Origin of the sequence: Variovorax sp. V93 (genome assembly GCF_041154485.1) — a bacterium.
GTDB lineage: Bacteria > Pseudomonadota > Gammaproteobacteria > Burkholderiales > Burkholderiaceae_C > Variovorax > Variovorax beijingensis_A.
The window spans coordinates 778,715-801,273 of the sequence record NZ_AP028669.1; the positions used below are offsets into that span (position 1 = coordinate 778,715).

Here is a 22,559-nt window from a genome sequence, read left to right on the forward strand (position 1 = left end):
GGGTTTCATTCGAGCGGAAGATCGAGCACGCCGCGCGTGCCCGGCCGGGAGATCAGTTCGCCATACCAGCGTTCCAGGTTCGGCCAGCTGGGGCGCTGGTATTCGGCGGGTGGCAGGCCGAACCAGCGGTGCGCCTCGCAGCCGATGGGAATGTCTGCCATCGTGAAGCGGTCGCCGGCCATGAAGGGCTGCCGGGCCAGGTGCGCGTCGAGCATCGCGAACAGCGCCTCGCTTGCATGGACCGAGGCCGCGATCAATGCCGGTTCGCGTTCGGCCGGCAGCGTGCGCACCCATTGCACGAAGGCGTCGCGGCTTGCGCGGTTGAGCGTGGTCTGCTGCCAGTCCATCCAGCGCTCGGCATCGAAGCGCGCGGGCAGTTCGCTCGGGTAGAACTTGCCATGCGAATGTTTGGCGCAGAGATAGCGCACGATCACATTCGACTCCCACAGCGTGACGCGATCGCTGCCTTCGCCGTCGTCGATGGTGGGCACCGTCGCATTCGGGTTGAGCGCCAGGTACTCGGGCGTCTGCACCACGCCGAAGCGGCCGCCGGCCTCGGTGCGTTGGAAGTCGAGCCCGAGTTCCTGCGCGCACCAGACGACCTTGCGCACGTTGATCGAACTGATGCGGCCCCAGATGTTGAGCATGGTGTTCAGCTTCCTTGGACAGGTGTGGCGGACAGGGCGGATGGCACGGCGGGACGGTCGAGCAGCAGCAGGCGGATCGCCAGGCCGACCATCACCAGGGCCAACAGGCCGCGCTGGAACTTTTCAGTCCCCGGGCGCCGCTGCAGCCATCGGCCGACCTGCCCGCTGCAGGCGCCGAGCAGCGTGTTGAACGCGAGCGCGGCTGCCGACAGCATGACGCCGAGCTGCACCAGTTGCAAGGGCACGCTGCCGCGCGCCGGGTCGACGAACTGCGGCAGAAACACCATGAAGAACAGCAGCGCCTTCGGATTGACGAGGTTGTTCAGGAAGGCCATGCGCACGATGCGTGCGAAGGCGGACGGCTGCGCACGCGCGCCCGCGAGGAGCCCGCCGCCGCTGCGAACGGCCTGCACCGCAAGCCACAGCAGGTACAGCGCGCCCGCGTAGCGCAGCAGGTCGAAGGAAGGCGGCCAGGCCGCCACCAGCGCGGTCACGCCCGTGGCGGCGAAGAGCGTGTGCACCAGGTCGGCCGACGAAATGCCGAGTGCCGCCGCGAAGCCGCCGCGCGGGCCATGGGCCACGCCGTGCGAGAGCACGAAGGCCATGTTCGGCCCCGGCGACAGGAACAGCGCGAGAACGGCCAGCAGGAAGAGCGCGAGCGTGGCGAGGCTGATCATGATGTGCGTCCTGCAGCGCTTCCTTCAGGCCGCGTCGGCCGTGGCCGCCGCAACCGTGGGGAGATAGGGCGCGATGTTGCACAGGGTGCGCGCCACGTAGTCTTCCTTCTCGCCCACCGGCGCAACATAGTGCAGCGCGCTCTTCGCGGCCTCGATGCCTTCGCTGCGTGCGATGAGCCAGGCTGCAAGGTAGGGCGCCGACAGGCAGCCGCCCGCCGTTGCCACGTTGCCGCGCGCGAAGAAGGGCTGGTTGAGCACCTCGACGCCGGCCTCCTGCACCCAGGGCTTGGTCGTGAGGTCGGTGCAGGCCGGCACCGCACCCAGCAGGCCCAGCTTGGCGAGCAGCAGCGTGCCCGAGCACTGCGCGCCGATCAGCTGCCGCTTCGCATCGAGGCGGCGCAGCGCGCCCATGATGGCCGGATCGGCCGCGATCTCGCGCGTGCGGATGCCGCTGCCGACGAGCACCGCGCCGGCTTCGGCGGCCGCTTCGAGCGTGGAGCTCGCATGCACGGTGACGCCGTTCATCGAGGTGACCGTGGCGCTGGGCGCGGCCAGCGTCACGCGCCATCCCGGCCTCTTGATGCGGTTGAGCACCCCGAGCGCGATCAGCGAGTCGAGTTCGTTGAAGCCGTCGAAGGTAAGGATGGCGATGTGCATCGTGACGTATCTCTGCTTCGTGGCTCAGACAGGTTGGGGCGCGAGCTTGCGCTCGCCCAGCAGCGCCAGTTCCTCGCGCAGCGTCAAGGCCAGCGCGGCGATGGCGGTGTCGATTTCCTCGACGCTGGCCGTCACGAACGACAGCCGCAGCGTGCGCGGATCGCCCTGGTCCGCATAGAAGGGCGCACCCGGCACGAAGGCCACGTTGCGCTCCACCGCCTTGGGCAGGAGCGCCACCGTGTCGATGCCCTCGGGCAGGCGCGCCCACAGGAACATGCCGCCCTTGGGCGCGTTGAACTTCACGTCCAGCCCGGCCATCTCGCGCGTGAGCGCGGCCATCATCGCGTCGCGCTGGCGCTTGTAGAGCGCGCGGATGGTCGGCACGTGGCGCTCGAGGAAGTTGTCCTTCATCACGGCCGAGACCATGCGCTGCGTGAAGATCGGCGTGTGCAGGTCGACCGCCTGCTTGGCCTGCAGCAGCTTCGGAAAGATGGCCTTCGGCGCCACCAGGAAGCCCAGGCGCAGGCCCGGTGCGAGCACCTTCGAGAACGAGCCCAGGTAGATGCAGCCTTCGGGGTTGCGCGCGGTCAGCGGCAGCGGCGGGGCTTCGTCGAACCACAGTTCGCCGTAGGGGTTGTCCTCGACGATCGGCAGGCCGGCGGCGGCCGCGGCGGCCGACACGGCGGCGCGGCGCGCCTCGGTCATGGTGCGGCCGGTGGGGTTCTGGAAATTGGGCAGCAGGTAGATGAAGCGCCCATCCTTCGCCTTGGCCACCAGGTCTTCGACGATCACGCCTTCGTCGTCGCTCGCCACGCTCACCGGGTTCGGCTCCATCGGGCCGAAGGCCTGCAGCGCGCCCAGGTAGGTGGGCGTTTCGACCAGCACCTTGCTGCCCGGATCGATGAGCACCTTGGCCACCAGGTCGAGGCCCTGCTGCGAGCCGGTGGTGATGAGCACCTGCGCGGGATCGACGTTCCACGGCAGCATGTCGGCCACGGCCTGGCGCAGCGGCGCATAGCCTTCGCTCGCGGCGTATTGCAGCGCCGCCTGGCCGTCGTTGTGCAGCACCTCGGCGCAGGCGTCGGCAAAGGCCTGGATCGGGAAGGTCTTGGGCGAGGGCAGGCCGCCGGCCAGGCTGATGATGCCGGGGCGCTCGGTGACCTTGAGGATTTCACGCAGCACCGACGGATTCATCTTGGCGGCGCGGGCGGCGAGTTTCCAGTTCATGGGGTTTTCTTTCAGGCGGGTGAGGTGAGATCAGGATTGTTCGGCATGCGCTGCACGCGGTGAAACGGCAGGAACGGGCTGCGGCTGCGAAAGGCGCTTGCCGAGCACCACCGTGCAGACCACGGCCATGGCAAAGCCCAGCGTGACCACGTCGAGCGGTTCGCCCAGCAGCGGAATGGATGCAAGGATAGAGAGAAAAGGCTGCAGCAGCTGGGTCTGGCTCACGCGCAGCGCGCCGCCCAGGGCCAGGCCGCGGTACCAGGCGAAGAAGCCGATCCACATCGAGAACACGCCCACGTAGACGAAGCCCAGCCAGGCCGAGGTGGCGATGGGCTCCGTGGGCCACATGGCCAGCGTGGCGGGCAGCGTCACGGGCAGCGCCATCACGCAGACCCAGCAGATCACGCGCTCCGCGCCGAGCGACGGCGTGACCTGCGCGCCGTAGATGTAGCCGAACGACGCCGCGACCACTGCGCCGACCAGCAGCAGGTCGGCCCATTCGAAGCCGAAGCCATGGCCGCCCTGGCTCGCGCGCAGCACCGAGAACATCACCACCAGCAGGCTGCCCGCGATGGCGCAGAGCCAGAAGCCGAGCCGCGCGCGCTGGTGCAGCACCCAGGCCGCGACCGCCGCGGTGACCAGCGGCAGCAGCGCCGTCACCACCGCCGCGTGGCTGGCCGTGACGACGCGCAAGGCGTAGCCCAGCAGCAGCGGATAGCCGATCACGTTGCCGAGTACCGCCATGCCAAGCGGCTTCCACTGGTGCGGCGCGGGCCGCGGCGAGCGCGTGGCGAGCAGGAAGACCGCGGAGAGAATGCCCGCCAGCGCGGCGCGTCCGAGCGTGACGAACCAGGGCGACAACTGCGGCGCGTCCTGCGTGCCGGTGGCCAGCCGCGTCATCGGCAAGGTGACCGCGAACAGCGCCACGCCGATCACGCCAAGCCACATGCCGAGCGTCTCGTCCTTGATAAGGAGGCGGCTGCTCATACGCTCAGCATCCACCAGGCCGTAAGCACCAGCACCAGCCCCATCGCACGGTTGAACCACAGCAGGCGCTTTCCCTTGGAGAGCCATTCGCGCAGCAGCGCGCCGGCCAGGGCGTAGGTGAAGTTGCTGATGAAGGCGTAGACCAGCATCACCGGCGCGACGATGGCAAAGCGCCCGAGCGCATCGGGCTGCCCCGCGATCCAGCCGGCCACCAGCGTGAGCGCGAGCAGCCAGGCCTTGATGTTGACGAACTGCAGCATCACGCCCTGGCCGAAACCGACAGAGAGGCTGGCGCCGTCGGCCCTGCCGAGCGTGCTGCTGCCGCTCAGCTTGCAGGCCAGCCACAGGAGGTAGCCCACCCCCAGCGCCTTGATGCCCAGGCGCAGCGAAGGCACTGCCACCACCAGCGCGCCGATGCCGGCTGCGCACAGCACCAGCAGCAGCGTCCAGCCGACCGGCACGGCCACCACGAAGCGCATGGCGCGCGGCAGGCCGCCGTTGGCCGCCAGGGCGGTGGAAAGCGTGGTGTTGGGACCGGGCGAGAAACTCATCGCCGTGGCCAGCACCAGCAGCGCGGTGAATTCTTGCCAGTTCATTGCATACACTCTAAACTTTCACACCATTACAGTTCCAATACAGTTGATCGAACATATTCGAAAACTGTATTGGTCTTTCTTTCGACACAGAAGCCCGGCGCAGATGCTGACACGAACCTCCACCCAGTCGCTCACGGGGCAATTGGCCGACCGGCTGGCAGAACGCATCCGCACCCGGCTGCTGCCGCCCGGTGCGCGCCTGCCCTCGGTGCGCGAATGCGCGCGCCAGCAGGGCGTGAGCCCCTACACGGTGGTGGCGGCTTACGACCAGCTGCTGGCGCAGGGCCTGGTCGAGGCGCGCCGCCAGCGCGGGTTCTACGTGCGCGATTCGGCGCCGGCGCAGGATGGCCGCCCGCCCAATGCGGCGCCCATGGTCATCCAGATGATGGCCTCGCGCGTGCCGGCCGATGCGAGCTCGCTCATCCGCAGCATGTTCCACCGGCCCAGCGACAAGCCGCAGCCGGGCATGGGGGTGTTTCCGCCCGAATGGATGTCGTCCACCTTCATGCCGACGGCCGTGCGCCGCATGACCAGTACAGCGGCGCTGCAGGAGCTTTCGCTCCAGTACGGCGAACCCTCGGGCGACGCCGCGCTGCGGCGCAGCCTGTCGAACAAGCTGGTGGGCATCAACGTGCCCGCCGCGCCCGACCAGATCGTGACCACGGTGGGCGCCACGCACGCGCTGGACATCGTGAGCCGCACCTTGCTGCGCGCCGGCGATCCGGTGATGGTCGAGGAGCCCGGCTGGGCGCTGGAGTTCGCGCGGCTCGAGGCGCTGGGCATGCGCATCCTGCCGGTGCCGCGCCGCGCCGACGGGCCCGACCTGGAGGTAATGGCGCAGTACTGCCAGCTGCACAACCCCAAGCTCTTCGTCAGCGTGAGCGTGCTGCACAACCCGACCGGCTACAGCCTCACGCCCGGCAGCGCGCACCGCGTGCTCAAGCTGGCCAACGAGCACGACTTCCACATCGTCGAGGACGACACCTACAGCCACCTCGCGCCCGAGCACGCCACGCGGCTCAGCGCCCTCGACGGGCTGCAGCGCACCATCTACGTCAGCGGGTTCGCCAAGATCCTGGCGCCCAACTGGCGCATCGGCTTCCTGGCTGCCTCGCCGGAACTGAAGGAGCGGCTGCTCGAAACCAAGCTGCTGGCCACGCTCACCACGCCCACGCTGTTCGAACGGGCGCTTTCATGGTGCATCGACCAGGGGCAATTGCGGCGGCATTCCGAGCGCGTGCGCATCCGGCTCGACGGCGCGCGCGGCCGCGCGGTGAAGCTCGCGATGGCGCACGGTTGCAGCTTCGCGTCGGAGCCGGCGGGCCTGTTCGGCTGGGTCGACACCGGCGTGGACACCGACGCGCTCACCCAGCGCATGCTCGACCAGGGCTACCTGCTCGCGCCGGGCTCGCTGTTCCATGCGCGGCGGCCGCCGAGCACGATGATGCGGATCAATTTCGCGACCTCGCAGGACGCGGCGTTCTGGAAGGTGTTCAGCAAGGTGCGCGCGGAACTCTGACGGCTCGAACGGGCGGGGCTGGCAGGCCCAAAACGGCGGTGCCTTGGAGTAAGCTGGCATCACAAGAAAACCCAACCCGGAGACCTCCGCATGAGCAATGCCAGCCAACCCTTCGACTTCAGCCAATTCGTCCCCGGATTCGATTTTCTGAAGAACCTTGCCGGCGGTGGCGCCGGCGGTTCGGCGGGCGGCGCGGTGCCCGGGTTGCCGAGCCTCGCGAGCTGGGTGGCCCCCACGCTGAGCGTGGAAGAGGTCGACAAGCGCATCCAGGAACTCAAGACGGTGCAGTACTGGCTCGAGCAGAACGGCCACGCGCTCAAGGCCACCATCCAGGCGCTCGAAGTGCAAAAGATGACACTTTCGACCTTGCGCGGCATGAACGTGCGGATGGAAGATATCGCCAGCGCGTTCACCAAGCAGGCGGCCGCCGTGGCGCCTGCCGCTGCTGCGCCGGCACCCGCACCGGCGGCTGCGGCGCCGGCCGAACCGGAAGCCGAGCCCGAAGAAGCCCCGGCGCCTGCGAAGAAAGCGCGCAGCAAGCCGGCTTCAGGCGGTGGTGGCGGCAATGGCGGCGCCGGCGTGATCGATCCGATGCAATGGTGGGGCTCGCTGACCGAGCAGTTCCAGCAGATCGCGAGTTCGGCGCTGCAGGATGCGGCCCAGCTCAAGGTGCCGGCCATGGCCCAGCCGATGGCCGATGCGGTGGGCAAGGCCATGGGCAAGCCGGCGGCGGCTCCCACGGCCTCGAAGCCCGCGGCCAGGAAGGCGGCAGCGCCCGCCGCCGCAAAGAAGGCATCGGCCGCCGCGCGCAAGCGAACGGCCGGCCGGCGCTGACGTCATACACACACATTTCTTGAAGAGAACGGGTTGGCACGCATCATGAAGCTGTTTCCTTCCGGCCATGCCACCCACCCGCAATGGCGCATGGCAGCCGGCCTCGTGCTGGCCCAGTTGCGCGCGCAGATGGCGCTGCCCGACTACGCGCCGTCGCCCACGCTCGGGCTGCTCTACATCACCGACCACTACGCGGCGGACGCGCAGGACATCCTCGACCACCTGAGCGCCGAACTGCCCGAGGTCACCGACTGGTCCGGCACGGTCGGCATCGGCGTCTCGGCCAACAATGCCGAATATTTCGACGAGCCCGGACTCAGCCTGATGCTCTGCGCGCTGCCAAGCGACCAATACCGCGTGTTCTCCGGCGTGGCGCCGCTGGGCAATTCGGAAATGAGCGGCTTCGAGGCCCATACGGCGCTGGTGCACGCTGACCCCGCCACCCCCGACCTGACCGAACTGATCGGCGAGATGGCGGGCCGCACCAACACCGGCTATCTGTTCGGCGGGCTCTCGTCGGGACGCGGCGGCGCGCTGCAGTTCGCGGTGGGCGGCAACGGCAACATCCGCGGGCATGGCGCCGCGGGCGGCGTGTTCTCGGGCGGCTTGTCGGGCGTGGTGTTCGGCGAGGGCGTGCGGCTGGTGTCGCGCGTCACCCAGGGCTGCCAGCCGCTGCGCTCGGGCGCCGGGCGCGAGCGCGAGATCACCGAAGCCGACGGCAACCTTCTGCTCAAGCTGGACGGCGAACCCGCGCTCGACGTGCTGCTGGACGACCTGCAGGTGTCGCTCGAGCGGCCGCAGGAGGCCATCGACGCCGTGCGCGCCACCCTGGTGGGCCTGGCCGACGCGGGCAGCGACGGCATCCGCCGCACCGGCGACCTGGGAGCCGACGTGCTGGTGCGCCACATCATCGGCCTGGACCCCACGCGCCGCGGCATCGCCATTGCCGACGTGGCGGAGGCCGGCATGCGCCTGACCTTCTGCCGCCGCAATGCGCAGGCCGCGCGCGCCGACCTGATGCGCATCTGCGCGGAAATCCGCGAGGAACTCGAGCCCGAGGAGCAGACGCTGGCCACCGCGCGCGCCGTCGCGGCCGGGGAGGCCGAAGCGGCGCCGCATCCGGCGCGCCGCATCGCGGGCGCCGTGTACGTGAGCTGCTCGGGGCGCGGCGGGCCGCATTTCGGCGCACCGGGCGCCGAGCTGCAGATCGTGCGGCACGCGCTGGGCGACGTGCCGCTGGTCGGCTTCTTCGCCGCGGGCGAAATCGCCCGCCACCATCTTTACGGCTACACCGGCGTGCTGACGGTGTTCACCAGCAAGGACTGAACCCAGCCCTGCCTGTGTTCAGGCCGGTTGCAGCACGCGCGCTGCCGGCGCAGGCAGGCCGGTGAACGCAAAGTCCACCTCGGGCGCGAGCCCGCTCACGATGCGCGCGATCGACTTGCCCGAACCGCAGGCGTGCGTCCAGCCGAGCGTGCCATGGCCGGTGTTCAGGTACAGGTTCGGCAGTTTCGTCTTGCCGATCAGCGGCACGTTGCTCGGCGTTGCGGGGCGCAGGCCGGTCCAGAACTGGGCCTGCGTGGTGTCGCCGGCGCCCGGAAAGAGCTCCTCGACGCGCCGCACGATCGCCTCGCAGCGCACGCGGTTCAGGTCGCGGTCGTAGCCGTTGAGCTCGGCCGTTCCGGCAATGCGCAGCCGGTCGCCCGAGGCCGAGGTGTAGCGCGAGAACACGAGCTTGAACTCGTCATCGGTCAGCGAAACCTGGTGGGCCCTGGAGGCGTCCTTCACCGGCAGCGTCACCGAATAGCCCTTGGCCGGATAGATCGGCAGCCGGATGCCCAGCGGCGCGGCAACGATCGGGCTCAGCGAACCCATCGCGAGCACGAAGGCGTCGCCGCGGATGCGCTGGAAGCGGCCTTCGCAGTCGGTGGCTTCGACATGGTCGATGCTGCCGCCGGCCTCGCGCAGCGCCGTGACCGTGTGGCTCATGAGGAACTTCACGCCCGCTGCGGCCGCGCGCTTCGCCAGCTCGCGCGCAAAAAGGTTCGCGTCGCCGGACTCGTCCTCCGCCGTGTAAGTGGCGCCGGCCAGCTTCGGGCGGATGTGGGCGAGGGCGGGCTCGATCTTCACGGCCTCGTCGGCCGAGATCACCCGCCGCTCGCAGCCGAGCGCGCGCATCTGTTCGGCCGGCTCCAGGGCGCCGTCGAACTCCTTCTGCGTCGTATAGAAGTGCAGGATGCCCTGCGTGCGCTGGTCGTAGTCCAGGCCGGTGTCGCGGCGCAGCTGCTGCAGCACGTCGCGGCTGTAGGTGCCCAGTCGCACGATCTGCTCGATGTTGTGCCGGGTGCGCGCCGGCGTGCATTCGCGCAGGAACTGCAGGCCCCAGAGCCACTGGCGCATGTCGGCGCGGATGCGAAAGAGCAGCGGCGCATCTTCCTTGCCCAGCCATTGCAGCACCTTGAGCGGAGCGCTCGGGTTGGCCCAGGGCTCGGCATGGCTGACCGAGATCTGCCCGCCGTTGGCAAAGCTGGTTTCGGCGGCCGGCGTGGCCTGCCGGTCGATCACGGTCACCTCGTGGCCGAGTTGCTGGAGGAAGTAAGCCGAAGTCACGCCGAGCAGGCCGGCGCCAAGAACGATCACGCGCATTTCAAGTACCTTTTGAAGATGGGCACTTGAACGGCGGACTTGGTGTGCTACTGATTCAATAGCGAGCAACCGGACGAACGCCGTCCAAGTCGCCGCTCCCCCTGTCCTTGGTACCTGAGAGATTCACCTGTTGCACCTTGCAACGGGTTTGCTCCTTCGGTGCATCGCGCGGGGCGATGGCTCTCCAGACGGCCTGTCAATTGATGCAGTACATGCCACGCAACTCTTTGAAAGAACTTCAAGGTTACGTTCGGCCGACCTGAGCGTTTATGGGAGTTTGCGCCTTCGGTGGAGTAGCAATAAGTACTACTCGCTCTCCTGCAATGAAACGATTGTAGGCGGAGGCCGCAAAGCCGCCAACCATGAATTTTGACAATTCGGAGCAATGGGATAATTGTCATCGATTCGAAACTTCGGGGAGACTCATGATCCTGGTAACCGGCGGCGCGGGCTTCATCGGCGCCAACTTCGTACTCGACTGGCTGGCGCAGGGCGACGAGCCTGTCGTGAATCTCGACAAACTGACCTACGCCGGCAATCTCGAGACGCTCGCGTCCCTCAAGGGCGACCCGCGGCACATCTTCGCGCAGGGCGACATCGGCGACAGCGCCCTGGTCGATCGCCTGCTGGCCGAGCACAAACCGCGGGCCATTGTGAACTTTGCCGCGGAATCACACGTCGACCGCTCCATCCACGGCCCCGAAGACTTCGTGCAGACCAACGTGCTCGGCACCTTCCGCCTGCTCGAGTCCGTGCGCGGCCACTGGAGCGCGCTGCCGGCCGAGCAGAAGGCCGCCTTCCGCTTCCTGCACGTGTCCACCGACGAGGTCTACGGCTCCCTCTCCAAGACCGACCCCGCCTTCACCGAAGACAACAAGTACGAGCCCAACAGCCCCTACTCGGCCAGCAAGGCCGCCAGCGACCACCTCGTGCGCGCCTGGCACCACACCTACGGCCTGCCGGTCGTCACCACCAACTGCTCCAACAACTACGGGCCCTTCCACTTCCCCGAGAAGCTCATCCCGCTGATGATCGTCAACGCCCTGGCCGGCAAGCCCCTGCCCGTGTACGGCGACGGCATGCAGGTGCGCGACTGGCTCTACGTGAAGGACCACTGCAGCGCCATCCGGCGCGTGCTCGAAGCCGGCAAGCTCGGCGAGACCTACAACGTCGGCGGCTGGAACGAGAAGCCCAACATCGAGATCGTCAACACCGTCTGCGCCCTGCTCGACGAACTGCGCCCGCGCGCCGACGGCAAGCCCTACAAGGCGCAGATCAGCTACGTCACCGATCGCCCGGGCCACGACCGGCGCTACGCCATCGACGCGCGCAAGCTCGAACGCGAGCTCGGCTGGAAGCCCGCCGAAACCTTCGACAGCGGCATCCGCAAGACCGTCGAGTGGTACCTTGCCAACGGCGAATGGGTGCGCAACGTGCAAAGCGGTGCCTACCGCGAATGGGTCGAGAAGCAATACGACGCCGCACCCGCGGCCCAGGCCGCGGCATGAAGCTGCTGTTGCTGGGCAAGGGCGGCCAGGTCGGCTGGGAGCTGCAGCGCAGCCTCGCACCGCTGGGCGAGCTGGTCGCGCTCGATTTCGACAGCACCGATCTGAATGCCGATTTCAGCCGCCCCGAGCAACTGGCCGACACCGTGCTGAAAGTGCGCCCCGACGTCATCGTCAATGCCGCAGCCCACACCGCCGTCGACAAGGCCGAGAGCGAGCCCGAGTTCGCGCGCAAGCTCAACGCCACCTCCCCCGGCGTGGTGGCCGAAGCCGCGCAGCAGATCGGCGCGCTCATGGTGCACTACTCCACCGACTACGTTTTCGACGGCAGCGGCAGCACGCCCTGGCAGGAAGACGACGCCACCGGTCCGCTCAGCGTGTATGGCCGCACCAAGCTTGAAGGCGAGCAACTGGTGGCCAAGCATTGCGCGAAGCACCTGATCTTTCGCACCAGCTGGGTCTATGCCGCGCGCGGCGGCAACTTTGCCAAGACCATGCTGCGCATCGCCAAGGAGCGCGATCGCCTGACCGTCATCGACGACCAGTTCGGCGCGCCCACCGGCGCCGAGTTGCTGGCCGACGTCACGGCGCACGCCATTCGCGCAACCCTGCAGGACCCCGCCAAGGCGGGGCTCTATCACGCGGTGGCGGGTGGCGTTACCACATGGCACGGCTATGCGCGCTTCGTGATCGAGCAGGCGAAGGCGGCGGGCGTGGAACTCAAGGCAGGTCCGGAAGCGGTCGACCCCGTGCCCACCAGCGCCTTTCCCACATCCGCGACACGCCCCGCCAACTCGCGCCTGGACACGCACAAGTTGCAGTCCACCTTTGGCCTGGTGCTGCCGCACTGGCAGCAGGGCGTGGCCCGCATGCTGCGCGAGACCCTTTGACAGCAGCGCTAGCGAAGCACGCAAGAAGCGGAGAACACAACACAATGACCACCACGAAGACCACGCAACGCAAGGGCATCATCCTGGCCGGCGGCTCCGGCACCCGGCTGCACCCCGCCACGCTCGCGCTCAGCAAGCAGCTGCTGCCGGTGTACGACAAGCCGATGATCTATTACCCGCTCAGCACGCTGATGCTCGGCGGCATGCGCGACATCCTGATCATCAGCACGCCGCAGGACACACCGCGCTTCCAGCAACTGCTGGGCGATGGCAGCCAGTGGGGCATCAACCTGCAGTACGCGGTGCAGCCCAGTCCCGATGGTTTGGCGCAGGCCTTCATCATCGGCGACGAGTTCCTGGGCAATGCGCCGAGCGCGCTGGTGCTGGGCGACAACATCTTCTACGGCCACGACTTCGCGCACCTGTTGGCCGACGCCGATGCGAAGCCCTCCGGCGCCACCGTGTTCGCCTACCATGTGCACGACCCCGAGCGCTATGGCGTGGTGGCCTTCGATGCGCAGGGCAAGGCCAGCAGCATCGAGGAAAAGCCGTTGAAGCCCAAGAGCAGCTATGCGGTGACTGGCCTGTACTTCTACGACAACCAGGTGGTCGACATTGCCAAGGCCGTGAAGCCCAGCGCGCGCGGCGAGCTGGAGATCACGGCCGTCAACCAGGCCTACCTGGACCGGGACCAGCTCAACGTGCAGATCATGCAGCGCGGCTATGCCTGGCTGGACACCGGCACGCACGAGAGCCTGCTGGAGGCCGCGCAGTTCATCCAGACCCTGGAGCATCGGCAAGGCCTCAAGATTGCGTGTCCGGAAGAGATCGCGTGGCGCAACGGCTACATCGACAGCGAGCAGCTGGCCAGGCTTGCCGCGCCGCTGCAGAAGAACGGCTACGGCAAGTACCTGAACCACCTGCTGGCCGAGGAGGTGCGCTCGTGAAGGCCACGCCGACCGCGATCCCCGAAGTGCTGATCATCGAGCCGAAGGTGTTCGGCGATGCGCGCGGCTTCTTCTACGAGAGCTTCAACGGCAAGGCGTTCGACGAGGCCGTGGGGCGGCACGTCGAGTTCGTGCAGGACAACCATTCGCGCTCGGCCAAGGGGGTGCTGCGCGGCCTGCACTACCAGATCCAGCAGCCGCAGGGCAAGCTGGTGCGCGTGGTGCGCGGTGCGGTATTCGACGTAGCTGTGGACATCCGCAAGTCGTCGCCGACGTTTGGTCAATGGGTGGGGGTGGAGCTCAGCGAGGACAACCACAGACAGCTGTGGATACCGGCCGGGTTCGCACATGCCTTTCTTGTGGTTAGCGCGACAGCAGACTTCCTCTACAAGACCACAGACTACTATGCGCCGGCGCACGAACGCTGCATAGCGTGGAACGACCCGAAAGTCGGTATTGCATGGCCAGACATCGGGATGGCGCCCATGCTGTCCGCGAAAGATCAAGCCGGCGTTTCACTGAATCAAGCCGAAATCTTCGACTGAAAAGTAGCGAAGAACCGGTTGCGATGTAGTCGGTCCTGCAATTTCCTCGCCTCCCGCATGAATTACTAGTTTTGCAGGAGCGGCGACGGTGCACCCAGTCCTCGAGAATCGTTGGAAGATGGATTAATTTCTGAGGGATTCGCGTGATGACCGGGCGCAGCGACACGAGCGAGCATGTAGTGCATTTTTTATCAAATTGGTCGTATTTCCTCCGGCAAGCCGATGCGGGTGTCACTGGACCGGGGGGCACAATCTTCATTCAGATATCAAGGGGGCAATCAAATGTATAAACACACGAGGCCCGCGCTTAAACAGTTTCAACCAAATTCTTGAATTAAGGGCGCCATGAAAAGCGGTGAGAAGTTCCGTATTGCGCATCTGAGTCCAGCGTATTTTTCTCCAGACTCGTATGTGGGCGGCGGGGAGAGATATGTTGACTATCTCACGCAATCCTTGCAAACGGTCGCAGGCTTTGAGCAGGCCATATTTTCGATTGGACCAGATGATCAATTATTTTTGCGAAATGGCATCCCGGTCCGTGTTCTGAAAAACGAATCTTCACATCCGGGTATGACAAACGCACTGTCGACACGGCTGTGGCGCGAGCTTGACGGGTTCGATCTCGTTCACATACATCAGTGCTTGACGTTATTCGGCGCGTTCAGCACGTCTATCGTTCGCTCGTTAAAAATCCCAGCTATTGGTACCGATCTTGGCGGTGGAGAGGACCCGCAGATGTTGCGCGGTCGAGGAATCGAGCTTTTGGACGGACTGATTTCTATTTCGAAGTATGCCCACAATCTAGTGGGTTCGCATTTCAAGGGGCCGCACGAAATTCTCATTGGGCCTGTGGATACTGACCGATTCGTGCCGGCCTCACGGGAACCGTCTGCCAATGTAGGTCAAATTTTGTGTGTCAGCCGCATATTGCCACATAAAGGAATCGACCGTGTGATTGCAGCGCTGCCCTCCTCCCTTAATTTGACGATCGTTGGCCGCCCTTATCATCAGCCATATTACGAACTGCTTGTAAAAATGGCGGAAGGAAAAAACGTCCGGTTCGTTCTAGAAGCCGACGACGACGCCCTTCTTGATATATACAATAATAGTGCAGTGTTCGTGCAAGCTTCCACGGCCCGTGATATTTATGGAAACAATATTGCGAAGCCTGAATTGATGGGTCTGACTACCCTGGAGGCGATGTCATGCGGTTTGCCTGTTATTGTATCCGACGCCGGGTCTCTGCCGGAACTGGTGACCGATGCTCGATTCGGTCAAGTGTTTTCCTCGCACGATGATTTGGTAGCGATTTTCGAAAAAGTGGCTGCCGGAGCCTGGCCGGCATCTGATGCCGGAGAACTTGCGCGTTCACACGTTATTTCTCATCATGGCCTCAGTGCAATTGGAGCTCGTTTGGCTGCCTTTTACAGGCGCACCATAGTGAGTCGAAAAAACTAAGGGTACAGCATTGCGAATTCTGTTTCTCACCAATCTTTACCCGCCACTCATAATAGGTGGCTATGAAATTGCTTGCGCGCAAACTGCAGAAGCGATGCGTAGTCGCGGGCATGAGGTCCAAGTCCTCACCACCTGGAGCCATGTTCCGCAGGAAACAAAAACGCCGGACTGGATCCGTAGGCGTCTCGATCTGCACTGGTATGTTCCTCATACTCCAAACCAGACCCTAGAAGCTCGTGATCTCCACAGTGCGGTCTGCTCGTCCTATGCCAACACACTCCATTTGTTGGATGCCTTGTTAGATTTCCGTCCAGATGTTGTGTCTGCATGGAATCTGACAGGAATAGGTGGGTTGGCCATGATGGACTTGTTGAATCATCTGGACGTGCCTTGGACGCTTTATTTGGGAGATAGAGTGCCGGTTGATATTGCAGCCAATGTCCCGGCCGACGTCAGAGGAATATTTAATGCTCGAGGAGGCGAGGTCTATGAGAAAGCGCGTATTTTCTCTGTAAGTCAAAATCTTCTTGATGAGATCGAGACCGAATCAAGTATATCGTTTCCCCAGGGTGCTGATATTGTGGCTGGGTGGGCTGATCTTTCTCAATCATTGCCACACCAGCCGTACTTGCAGAATGGGAAAGCGCGGTTCGTGGCAGCAAGTTCCGTTGCGCCTCACAAAGGCACTGATCTAATTATCGAGGCCAGTGCGCAGTTACAGGAGAGCGGAGTTGATTTTTCAGTCGACATCTTTGGTGAAGGCGATTTGCCACGCTATGTAGATATGGCAAAGCGGCTGCGTGTGGAAGAACGTGTCCGATTTCTTGGTTCGCTGCCCTACATGGATCTCTTGAGGGCGTATTCAGCGTATGACGCATTTCTTTGTCCCACCTGGGAGAGAGACCCGTTCCCCTTTGCGCCCCTAGGGGCTGCGGGTTGCTACACCCCGCCGATATTGACCCGGAATTGTGGAACTAGCGAGCGACTAGTCGACGGTGTCCACTGCATAAAGATCGAGCGCACAGCAGAAGATCTTGCAAGAGCAATGGCCGAAGTTGCGGCTGGCCAAGTGAATTTGGCAAAGATGGGCCGGGCCGGTCGACGTTTAGTCGAGAGCGATCTGTCTTTTGAGCGTCATCTGGACAAAATGGAACGTGCATTTGAGGAGTGCGCGCGCTCTTGGGAGATGCCCGAAGATCCGAAGCTTCCGCTGCTTCTGTTTCTGAAGCACAATTTGTCGGTGAGGTTGCGCTTTGGGTGAATTTTATCAAACAGGACAGGCACAGCGGCACCTAATTTTGGGTGGGGACGGTTTTATCGGTCGCCATGTGGCGTTGCTGTTGGCCCGCAAAGGCTTCAGTGTGACAATTGCCACGCGGTTACCTCAAACTTTTGCTTTCCCGGATGCCGAAGCTAGTCGCATTTCGAGAAAATCCTTCGAGTTGGCTTCGGCCGATTGGGACGAGCTTGTAAAAGACGTCGATGTGGTGCACCACTACGCTTGGAGTTCCATACCTGCTAGCGCAAATGCTAATCCGGCCGGCGATCTTCTTTTGAACGTTTCCGCCACCATCGGACTACTTGACGCGTTGAGACGAAAAGGCCAAGGGCGCGTTGTATTTACATCTTCGGGCGGAACTGTATATGGAAAGGTAAACAGAACCCCAATCGATGAAGACGTCGTGCTTAGACCGATTACTGCCTACGGGGCAGGAAAGGTGTCCGCGGAGATATATCTGAGTTTATTCCGCTCCATGCATGGCATCGACTGCAGGGTCGCTCGGATTTCTAATCCATATGGCGCGGGTCAAAATGTGGAGCGAGGTCTTGGGGTAATTACAACATTCTTGCATCGCTCATTGACTGGAGAGGACATCATTATTTGGGGCGACGGAAACGTAACGCGCGATTTCATTCACATCGCTGATCTGGCTGCTTGCTTGGCCAATCTGGCCGTGGCGCCACCTTCGGATCAGTTCATCTTCAACGTCGGCACCGGCCTTGGTGTGAGTCTGAATCAGGCCGTCGATGAAATTGAGAAAATTTTAGGTCGCCAGCTCACCGTCAGGCGCTCTCCATCCCGCCTCATTGATGTACCAGTCAATGTTCTCGCCATTGATCGGGTATGTCGAGCGCTAGGCTGGGAACCACAGGTTTCATTGTCGGCAGGAATTGATAACACCATTAGAGACTTGAAAGCTGGCTGCGCGTTTTCCAGTCTGATCTAATGTAGGCATTCTTTTAATTGTAGTTTAAGATGGAGAAATAGATGGAGCTTGGAAATCTATCGGAGTTTGGGCGATCAAGATCTTCAACTCGGTGGGCAACGAATCCGGTGCGGAGGTTTGTTTGGTGGTTAATTGCCCCATATTTTCGCGGTGCTGAGGGGCGGATCGCCGCCAGAATTGATGCGGTTGATTTGGGTATTCGTAACCAAATCCCGGAAATCTCAGCTGAGATTGAAAAGGTCGCGGTTGAGGCGGAAAAAAGGGCTTCCGCCAAGGTTGACTCTTTGACAGGCGGATTGCGAAAAGACGCATTTGCCATCGCAAATCGTATTGCGGGTCTCGAAGAAGAAGCAGGTGTCCTGAGCGGCAATCTCTCTACATTAGACCGAAAAATTCAGTCGATTGCTCATGGAGTGGAGGAGCGCATAAGTAAGCTTGAAATTTCTCTCCAAAAATATGAACAGCTGGGTGCAAATCTGCCGCAGGAAAAAAATTCGAACGGTTTGATTATCGCCAAGGGGCAAGCGGCCGAGCGACTGCTCGTGCGGCAAAATGATCATATTGGGAAGCGGATTATTGCGGGCGAAGAGTGGGAGCCGCATGTGCGAAAAGCAATAGAAGAGGCCGCCAGACCAGATGGGGTCGCAATTGATGCGGGCGCGTATATTGGCATACACACACTTACGATGTCGCGCTGCTTTTCCACCGTTCATGCGTTTGAGCCGCAACTGGGGATCTTTCAGGTTCTTTGTGGCAATTTAGCCTTGAATGAGCGTTTGAACGTCGTCACGCACAACGGAGCACTATACGATCGTAGCATCGCGATGCGACTCGCCCCACAGGACCATCAAGAAATAGGTGTTCCGATGGTTGGTGGTGATATTGATTACAACCGAATTGAAAATGCTGCGGCTTTGTCGTTCGAGATTGCGGCTCCGGGCGATCCGCACGTTGATGCAATCGCTCTCGATGATTTGGCGCTCGAAAATGTCTCGTTGATTAAGATCGACACTCAGGGCTCGGATCTCCGAGTGCTGGCCGGTGCGGAACGCACAATTGCCAAATCAAAACCAGTCGTTCTCTTTGAGTGGGAGCGGGATTTGGCGGCACTTCATGGGGCTACGCTTGAAGGTTTTTTTGCGTTTTTTGAGAAGCTCGACTACGCGGTCGAGGTTTTGCATGAGACCTCTCCTGGGCGGCAGGCTGACTATATTGCCAAGCCTCGAAGCAGTTGAGATTCTCGATGTCTAACGGTTTTCTTGAAATTCGATAAACGTAATGCGGATATTGATTCTGGCTCCCTGGCCATATCGCCATCCTCGTAATGGCGGACAACTTCGCGCCGCGTCTATAACAAGGGCCTATGAAGACGCCGGCCACGAAGTGCGGTCCGCGGGCCTATACATTCCCAGTGGATGCCGGGCTGATGACGTCGGGCCGACGGACATTGCCCTGAGCGGTGGAGCCGCGGAATTCCATGGAGCACTCCCAAGCGATAGGCGACGTTCGGAGATGTCTTGGTGGGAAGCTGTGGCGGCAGCACCAGAGAGCTTTGCTGCTTTTGCCGAGATCGTGCGTGAATATCGACCAGATCTATTGCAGTTTGAAGAAATTGCGCTCTGGCCTGTGGTGAGGCGACTAAAGCGCGAAAGATATTTGGAAGGCGTGACGATCGTACATTCGTCTTATAACTTCGAAACTATTGCATGGGGCCATAGGAGCGTTGCCGCGGGCGATGTAACGCCAGAGACGCTTCGCGATATCGCACAGATCGAGCAAGACATTGCCTCGGAGGTAGATCTTATAGTCGCTGTCTCGGACGGCGACGCTCGGGAATTCGTCAAACTTAATGCTGCAAAGGTGTGCGTTGCACCAAATGGCGTCGCTTGCGTTCAAAGCTCGACTATGGAGTCGGTTTCGTCATATCTGCCGGCTAGCTCGCCTTATGCCTTATTCGTTAGCAGTGCTCATCCGCCAAATGCACGAGGTATTGTCGATTTCGCCGCGGGAGCTTCCGGCCATCCGCTGCGCCACGGCGAGATTATGGTTTGTGGAAAAGTTGGGGCGCTCATGGAAGTTGCTCCGCAATTCAGAAAGGCGACGAAGATTCTGGGAAGATGCCGCTTCCTGGGCTGGGTCGATGACGTTGCGCTAAACGCGCTCTATAGAAATGCCAGAGTAGTAATTCTTCCAAAAATGTATTCGGGAGGATCGAATTTGAAGACGGCGGAAGCTATTGTCAGTGGCCGTCCTATAGTTGCGACTAAGCTTGCCTTTGAAGGTTTTGAACAGTGGATTGGCCTGCATGGCGTTGCAATAGCTGATGACCCCGACGAGTTTTGGAGGCTTGTCGATAGCTACCTGATGAACGAGCATGTCGAGCAACCCCGGCTACAGGAGACTGTCGAGGGATTGCTATGGAAAAATTGTCTTAAGCCTATGATTCGCGCAGCTGAATCAGCCCGCGCTCACGCGACACGTATCGACCCGCTGGACGGATCAATGAGGGCCGATGCGTCAGCTGTGGAGGAACACTTGTAGGTCGCCGGCTCGTTTGGAGAAAGTGTTTGCTAAGTGGTGGGCCCTGTAATTCCCTCGCGCGCCGCATGAACACTGGTTTTGCGGAGCGCTGGCGGCGCACCGAATCCTCCGAGAATCGTTGGAAGATGAATTGATTTCCGAGGGATTTACGTGATAATCGAGGCCAGCGACGCGCCTGACTTTTCCGTCAGCGATTGGTCGAGATGATTGAATTGCGCCGCGCTCGCGATGGCCTTGTCATCGAATAAGACGACCTGTTCGGTTCGAGCTTGCAGATCGCCGGCGGTGGTATTCGCTGCAGCGGGCCGGCCCACGCCTGCCAACGCGCCTGATGGTCAGCCTGCTGCATCTGAAGCACACCTATGAATTCAGCGATGAAGAGCTCGTCATTCTTCAAATAGACAGGCTCGCTGCGTGCGCATCACGAAGATCGACGATCGGCATGGATGCTTAGCCGAGGACCTGTGCGGTTGCAAGGCTCCTGTCGAGCGCTGGTAACAACATGCGCCGTAGCGTTTCCTCCAAAGTGGGGGCTTCAAGTTTGGCGCCATATCTTGATAGCAACGCATTCAATTTCGCCGGACTACCGCAAAGCCGATGTACCTCATTGCCTCGGACAAAGGCCGGATTGACAGATACCTCCATTTTGTGGCCCGTTATCTGAGTGAAAGAGTCGATTACGTGCTGAAGCTCGTAAGGTTGACCTGAACACACGTTGTAGATTTCACCGGGCTCACCATACGCGAGCAGCAAAAGATACGCGCTGCACACCATCCGAACGTCGTTGAACTCCCGCTCTACATGGAGGTTGCCAAGCGCAATAGAGGGTGCTCGGTTGGCAAAGTGCATGGCCAGCTTCGGAATCAGGAAGTTCACGTCTTGACCCGGCCCCGTATAGTTAAAGGGGCGAGTGATTATCAGATTCAGTCGATCCTCATATGTCCGGGCCATGCATTCCATGGCGAGCTTGCTCGTGGCGTAATGATTGACCGGCGCGGGTGGCTGGGCCTCACTGATCGGCGACTGCGCTGTGTTGCCGTAGATGTTGGCGCTGCTGGCCAGAAGCACACGTTGGGGCGGCGCGGGCAGCCTGGCGAGCGCATCGAGCAGGTTCGTGGTGCCCACCACGTTGACGGCATAGAACGCCTTTTCGTCCGCATGCCCGACGAAGCTGATCGCCGCCAAGTGAACTACCGCGTCAGGTGACGCCTCGAGCACTTCCTGGCGAAGCGCGTCGCTGTCCGTCAGATCGGATTGCAGCGCAATGACCGAGTTTCCCTCGGCCAATGCGCGTTCGGTGAAATGCCGACCGGTAAAACCCTCGGCGCCGGTTAGCAGGATTCTCAAAACGAGAAGCCCTGGCGATTGCGCCGCAGGTCTGCCTCGACCATCATCTGGCAAAGTTCCTCGAGCGTGGTCTTTGGCTCCCAGCCGAGTTTGGCCTTGGCCTTGGCCGGGTTCCCGATCAGTAGTTCGACTTCCGCGGGTCGATAGAACTTCGGGTTGATGCGCATGACAGTCTTTCCGGTGGCCGTGTCCACGGCGGACTCGCCTTCGCCGCTGCCCTTGAAATCCACTGCGATGCCCGCGCCCTTGAACGCCATGCTCACGAAGTCTCGGACGGTTTCGGTGCGGTTGGTTGCCAGCACATACGTATCGGGCGTGTCGATCTGCAGCATCCGCCACATGCCCTCGACGTATTCTTTCGCAAAACCCCAATCGCGCTTGGCGTCGAGATTGCCGAGTTCAAGGGTGTCGAGCTTGCCAAGCTTGATCTTGGCGACGCTGTCCGTGATCTTGCGGGTCACGAACTCGCGCCCGCGCAAGGGGCTCTCGTGATTGAACAGGATGCCGCTGCAGCCGAAGATGTCATAGCTCTCGCGGTAGTTGATGGTCATCCAGTGGGCATAGAGCTTGGCAACGCCGTAGGGACTGCGCGGATAGAAAGGTGTGTCTTCCACCTGCGGAATGGCCTGCACCTTGCCGAACATCTCGGAGGTGGACGCTTGATAGAAGCGAATTTTCGGGTTGACGAGGCGGATGGCTTCCAGCAGGTGCAGGGCGCCCACGCCTGTGATCTGCGCAGTCGCTACAGGCTGGTTGAAGCTCACGCCCACGAAGCTCTGGGCCGCTAGGTTGTAGACCTCGACCGGTTCCGCTTGGCGGATCAACTCGATCGAACTTCCCAGGTCGGTCAGGTCGTACTCGATCAGATGCAGGTCGGGGTTGTTCTGAATGCCCAGTTCCTCGATGCGCCAGAAGTTGACCGAACTGGTGCGCCGATAGGTGCCATAGACGACGTATCCCTTGGCGAGCAGCAACTCGGCCAGATAGGCGCCGTCCTGGCCGGTGATGCCCGTTACAACGGCATGTTTCTTCATGAGAACCTTCTCTGTATTGTCTAAAGATCGCGTGACGCGGTGGCTTGTGCCATTCATCGGGAGGCGCCGCGAATGGATAGGCCGTCGAGCCCCGATTTTGCCAAATCGGAGAGGCCTGATTCAGGGCATATTTGGTTACGTAACTTGCCAGCGGATGGGTATTCAGGGGTTACAGCGATCAACGGCAGCGCTTTCGACTCGTTGTAGGTCGGGCGAGGCACGCGCAGAGCCCGCAACTGCAACACCTTTCAAGATTTGCGTGGCTGAAAGCCAA

Annotated in this window: 21 protein-coding genes and 2 riboswitches; of the genes, 12 read left to right on the top strand and 9 right to left on the bottom strand. The window is 62.3% G+C overall.

Annotated elements, in window-relative coordinates:
• Window positions 1-5: 5 nt before the first annotated feature.
• From ACAM54_RS03475 to ACAM54_RS03500, 6 genes are read right to left on the bottom strand one after another with little or no spacing between them, the layout of a single operon-like run.
• Window positions 6-647 (bottom strand): glutathione S-transferase family protein, encoded by a 642-nt coding sequence (locus ACAM54_RS03475; RefSeq protein WP_369649848.1) that lies wholly within the window; start codon window positions 645-647, stop codon window positions 6-8.
• 5 nt (window positions 648-652) lie between these two features.
• Window positions 653-1,324: a LysE family translocator gene (locus ACAM54_RS03480; protein ID WP_369649849.1), complete on the bottom strand. Its 672-nt coding sequence runs from the start codon at window positions 1,322-1,324 to the stop codon at window positions 653-655.
• Between the two features lie 24 nt (window positions 1,325-1,348).
• Entirely contained in the window at window positions 1,349-1,981 is a 633-nt protein-coding gene (locus ACAM54_RS03485) for a DJ-1/PfpI family protein (protein WP_369649850.1), read from the bottom strand.
• Between the two features lie 24 nt (window positions 1,982-2,005).
• Window positions 2,006-3,208 carry a PLP-dependent aminotransferase family protein gene (locus ACAM54_RS03490; protein WP_369649851.1) on the bottom strand — a complete coding sequence of 401 codons (1,203 nt, stop codon included), beginning with the start codon at window positions 3,206-3,208 and terminating at the stop codon, window positions 2,006-2,008.
• A 30-nt stretch (window positions 3,209-3,238) separates the two neighbouring features.
• The gene (locus ACAM54_RS03495; RefSeq protein ID WP_369649852.1) at window positions 3,239-4,195 is read right to left on the bottom strand and encodes a DMT family transporter; all 957 of its coding nucleotides are present in this window, start codon (window positions 4,193-4,195) and stop codon (window positions 3,239-3,241) included.
• The gene (locus tag ACAM54_RS03500) at window positions 4,192-4,791 is read right to left on the bottom strand and encodes a LysE family translocator (RefSeq protein ID WP_369649853.1); all 600 of its coding nucleotides are present in this window, start codon (window positions 4,789-4,791) and stop codon (window positions 4,192-4,194) included. The genes ACAM54_RS03495 and ACAM54_RS03500 overlap by 4 nt, the downstream gene beginning before the upstream one ends.
• A 103-nt stretch (window positions 4,792-4,894) precedes the next feature.
• Here ACAM54_RS03500 and ACAM54_RS03505 point away from each other — a divergent pair, with 103 nt between their 5' ends.
• The 3 genes from ACAM54_RS03505 (at window position 4,895) to ACAM54_RS03515 (ending at window position 8,470) form a co-directional block, all read left to right on the top strand.
• Window positions 4,895-6,310: a PLP-dependent aminotransferase family protein gene (locus tag ACAM54_RS03505; protein ID WP_369649854.1), complete on the top strand. Its 1,416-nt coding sequence runs from the start codon at window positions 4,895-4,897 to the stop codon at window positions 6,308-6,310.
• A gap of 90 nt (window positions 6,311-6,400) precedes the next feature.
• Window positions 6,401-7,144, top strand: coding sequence for a PhaM family polyhydroxyalkanoate granule multifunctional regulatory protein (locus tag ACAM54_RS03510; RefSeq protein ID WP_192325329.1), 744 nt, complete (start codon window positions 6,401-6,403; stop codon window positions 7,142-7,144).
• A gap of 45 nt (window positions 7,145-7,189) precedes the next feature.
• Complete coding sequence (locus ACAM54_RS03515; RefSeq protein ID WP_369649855.1) at window positions 7,190-8,470, top strand: FIST C-terminal domain-containing protein; 1,281 nt, start codon at window positions 7,190-7,192, stop codon at window positions 8,468-8,470.
• 18 nt (window positions 8,471-8,488) lie between these two features.
• On the opposite strand, the gene ACAM54_RS03520 is transcribed toward ACAM54_RS03515, so the two are convergent.
• The gene (locus ACAM54_RS03520; protein WP_369649856.1) at window positions 8,489-9,790 is read right to left on the bottom strand and encodes a D-amino acid dehydrogenase; all 1,302 of its coding nucleotides are present in this window, start codon (window positions 9,788-9,790) and stop codon (window positions 8,489-8,491) included.
• Window positions 9,791-9,881: 91 nt separating this feature from the next.
• Window positions 9,882-9,988, bottom strand: a riboswitch (glycine riboswitch).
• Window positions 9,989-10,027: 39 nt separating this feature from the next.
• Window positions 10,028-10,121: riboswitch (glycine riboswitch) on the bottom strand.
• Between the two features lie 94 nt (window positions 10,122-10,215).
• On the opposite strand from ACAM54_RS03520, the gene rfbB reads away from it, so the two are divergent.
• The 9 genes from rfbB to ACAM54_RS03565 all read left to right on the top strand — a co-directional run bounded on the left by rfbB (window position 10,216) and on the right by ACAM54_RS03565 (window position 19,904).
• Window positions 10,216-11,298: a dTDP-glucose 4,6-dehydratase gene (rfbB, locus tag ACAM54_RS03525; RefSeq protein WP_369649857.1), complete on the top strand. Its 1,083-nt coding sequence runs from the start codon at window positions 10,216-10,218 to the stop codon at window positions 11,296-11,298.
• Window positions 11,295-12,185: a dTDP-4-dehydrorhamnose reductase gene (gene rfbD, locus ACAM54_RS03530; protein WP_369649858.1), complete on the top strand. Its 891-nt coding sequence runs from the start codon at window positions 11,295-11,297 to the stop codon at window positions 12,183-12,185. The genes rfbB and rfbD overlap by 4 nt, the downstream gene beginning before the upstream one ends.
• 44 nt (window positions 12,186-12,229) lie before the next feature.
• Window positions 12,230-13,132, top strand: coding sequence for a glucose-1-phosphate thymidylyltransferase RfbA (rfbA, locus tag ACAM54_RS03535; RefSeq protein WP_192325321.1), 903 nt, complete (start codon window positions 12,230-12,232; stop codon window positions 13,130-13,132).
• Window positions 13,129-13,677, top strand: a complete 549-nt coding sequence (gene rfbC / locus ACAM54_RS03540) for a dTDP-4-dehydrorhamnose 3,5-epimerase (RefSeq protein WP_307698404.1) — start codon at window positions 13,129-13,131, stop codon at window positions 13,675-13,677. Before rfbA ends, rfbC begins: the two co-directional genes overlap by 4 nt.
• 345 nt (window positions 13,678-14,022) lie before the next feature.
• Window positions 14,023-15,135: a glycosyltransferase family 4 protein gene (locus ACAM54_RS03545; RefSeq protein WP_369649859.1), complete on the top strand. Its 1,113-nt coding sequence runs from the start codon at window positions 14,023-14,025 to the stop codon at window positions 15,133-15,135.
• 10 nt (window positions 15,136-15,145) lie between these two features.
• Window positions 15,146-16,396 carry a glycosyltransferase family 4 protein gene (locus ACAM54_RS03550; protein WP_369649860.1) on the top strand — a complete coding sequence of 417 codons (1,251 nt, stop codon included), beginning with the start codon at window positions 15,146-15,148 and terminating at the stop codon, window positions 16,394-16,396.
• A 37-nt stretch (window positions 16,397-16,433) separates the two neighbouring features.
• Window positions 16,434-17,363 (top strand): NAD-dependent epimerase/dehydratase family protein, encoded by a 930-nt coding sequence (locus ACAM54_RS03555; RefSeq protein WP_369651895.1) that lies wholly within the window; start codon window positions 16,434-16,436, stop codon window positions 17,361-17,363.
• Window positions 17,364-17,404: 41 nt separating this feature from the next.
• Complete coding sequence (locus ACAM54_RS03560; RefSeq protein ID WP_369649862.1) at window positions 17,405-18,598, top strand: FkbM family methyltransferase; 1,194 nt, start codon at window positions 17,405-17,407, stop codon at window positions 18,596-18,598.
• 43 nt (window positions 18,599-18,641) lie between these two features.
• The gene (locus tag ACAM54_RS03565; protein WP_369649863.1) at window positions 18,642-19,904 is read left to right on the top strand and encodes a glycosyltransferase family 4 protein; all 1,263 of its coding nucleotides are present in this window, start codon (window positions 18,642-18,644) and stop codon (window positions 19,902-19,904) included.
• A 450-nt stretch (window positions 19,905-20,354) separates the two neighbouring features.
• On the opposite strand, the gene ACAM54_RS03570 is transcribed toward ACAM54_RS03565, so the two are convergent.
• Together ACAM54_RS03570 and gmd are read right to left on the bottom strand one after the other, a co-directional pair.
• The gene (locus tag ACAM54_RS03570) at window positions 20,355-21,251 is read right to left on the bottom strand and encodes an NAD-dependent epimerase/dehydratase family protein (protein ID WP_369649864.1); all 897 of its coding nucleotides are present in this window, start codon (window positions 21,249-21,251) and stop codon (window positions 20,355-20,357) included.
• On the bottom strand, window positions 21,248-22,285 hold the full coding sequence (gene gmd / locus ACAM54_RS03575; RefSeq protein WP_369650942.1) for a GDP-mannose 4,6-dehydratase: 1,038 nt from the start codon (window positions 22,283-22,285) through the stop codon (window positions 21,248-21,250). The genes ACAM54_RS03570 and gmd overlap by 4 nt, the downstream gene beginning before the upstream one ends.
• Window positions 22,286-22,559: the final 274 nt, after the last annotated feature.

Excerpts from the sequence above, each read along its gene's own strand:
- ACAM54_RS03475 (WP_369649848.1), bottom strand. The coding sequence starts at position 647 with ATGCTCAACATCTGGGGCCGCATCAGTTCGATCAACGTGCGCAAGGTC.
- ACAM54_RS03480 (WP_369649849.1), bottom strand. The coding sequence starts at position 1,324 with ATGATCAGCCTCGCCACGCTCGCGCTCTTCCTGCTGGCCGTTCTCGCG.
- ACAM54_RS03485 (WP_369649850.1), bottom strand. The coding sequence starts at position 1,981 with ATGCACATCGCCATCCTTACCTTCGACGGCTTCAACGAACTCGACTCG.
- ACAM54_RS03490 (WP_369649851.1), bottom strand. The coding sequence starts at position 3,208 with ATGAACTGGAAACTCGCCGCCCGCGCCGCCAAGATGAATCCGTCGGTG.
- ACAM54_RS03495 (WP_369649852.1), bottom strand. The coding sequence starts at position 4,195 with ATGAGCAGCCGCCTCCTTATCAAGGACGAGACGCTCGGCATGTGGCTT.
- ACAM54_RS03500 (WP_369649853.1), bottom strand. The coding sequence starts at position 4,791 with ATGAACTGGCAAGAATTCACCGCGCTGCTGGTGCTGGCCACGGCGATG.
- ACAM54_RS03505 (WP_369649854.1), top strand. The coding sequence starts at position 4,895 with ATGCTGACACGAACCTCCACCCAGTCGCTCACGGGGCAATTGGCCGAC.
- ACAM54_RS03510 (WP_192325329.1), top strand. The coding sequence starts at position 6,401 with ATGAGCAATGCCAGCCAACCCTTCGACTTCAGCCAATTCGTCCCCGGA.
- ACAM54_RS03515 (WP_369649855.1), top strand. The coding sequence starts at position 7,190 with ATGAAGCTGTTTCCTTCCGGCCATGCCACCCACCCGCAATGGCGCATG.
- ACAM54_RS03520 (WP_369649856.1), bottom strand. The coding sequence starts at position 9,790 with ATGCGCGTGATCGTTCTTGGCGCCGGCCTGCTCGGCGTGACTTCGGCT.
- rfbB (WP_369649857.1), top strand. The coding sequence starts at position 10,216 with ATGATCCTGGTAACCGGCGGCGCGGGCTTCATCGGCGCCAACTTCGTA.
- rfbD (WP_369649858.1), top strand. The coding sequence starts at position 11,295 with ATGAAGCTGCTGTTGCTGGGCAAGGGCGGCCAGGTCGGCTGGGAGCTG.
- rfbA (WP_192325321.1), top strand. The coding sequence starts at position 12,230 with ATGACCACCACGAAGACCACGCAACGCAAGGGCATCATCCTGGCCGGC.
- ACAM54_RS03545 (WP_369649859.1), top strand. The coding sequence starts at position 14,023 with ATGAAAAGCGGTGAGAAGTTCCGTATTGCGCATCTGAGTCCAGCGTAT.
- ACAM54_RS03560 (WP_369649862.1), top strand. The coding sequence starts at position 17,405 with ATGGAGCTTGGAAATCTATCGGAGTTTGGGCGATCAAGATCTTCAACT.
- ACAM54_RS03565 (WP_369649863.1), top strand. The coding sequence starts at position 18,642 with ATGCGGATATTGATTCTGGCTCCCTGGCCATATCGCCATCCTCGTAAT.
- gmd (WP_369650942.1), bottom strand. The coding sequence starts at position 22,285 with ATGAAGAAACATGCCGTTGTAACGGGCATCACCGGCCAGGACGGCGCC.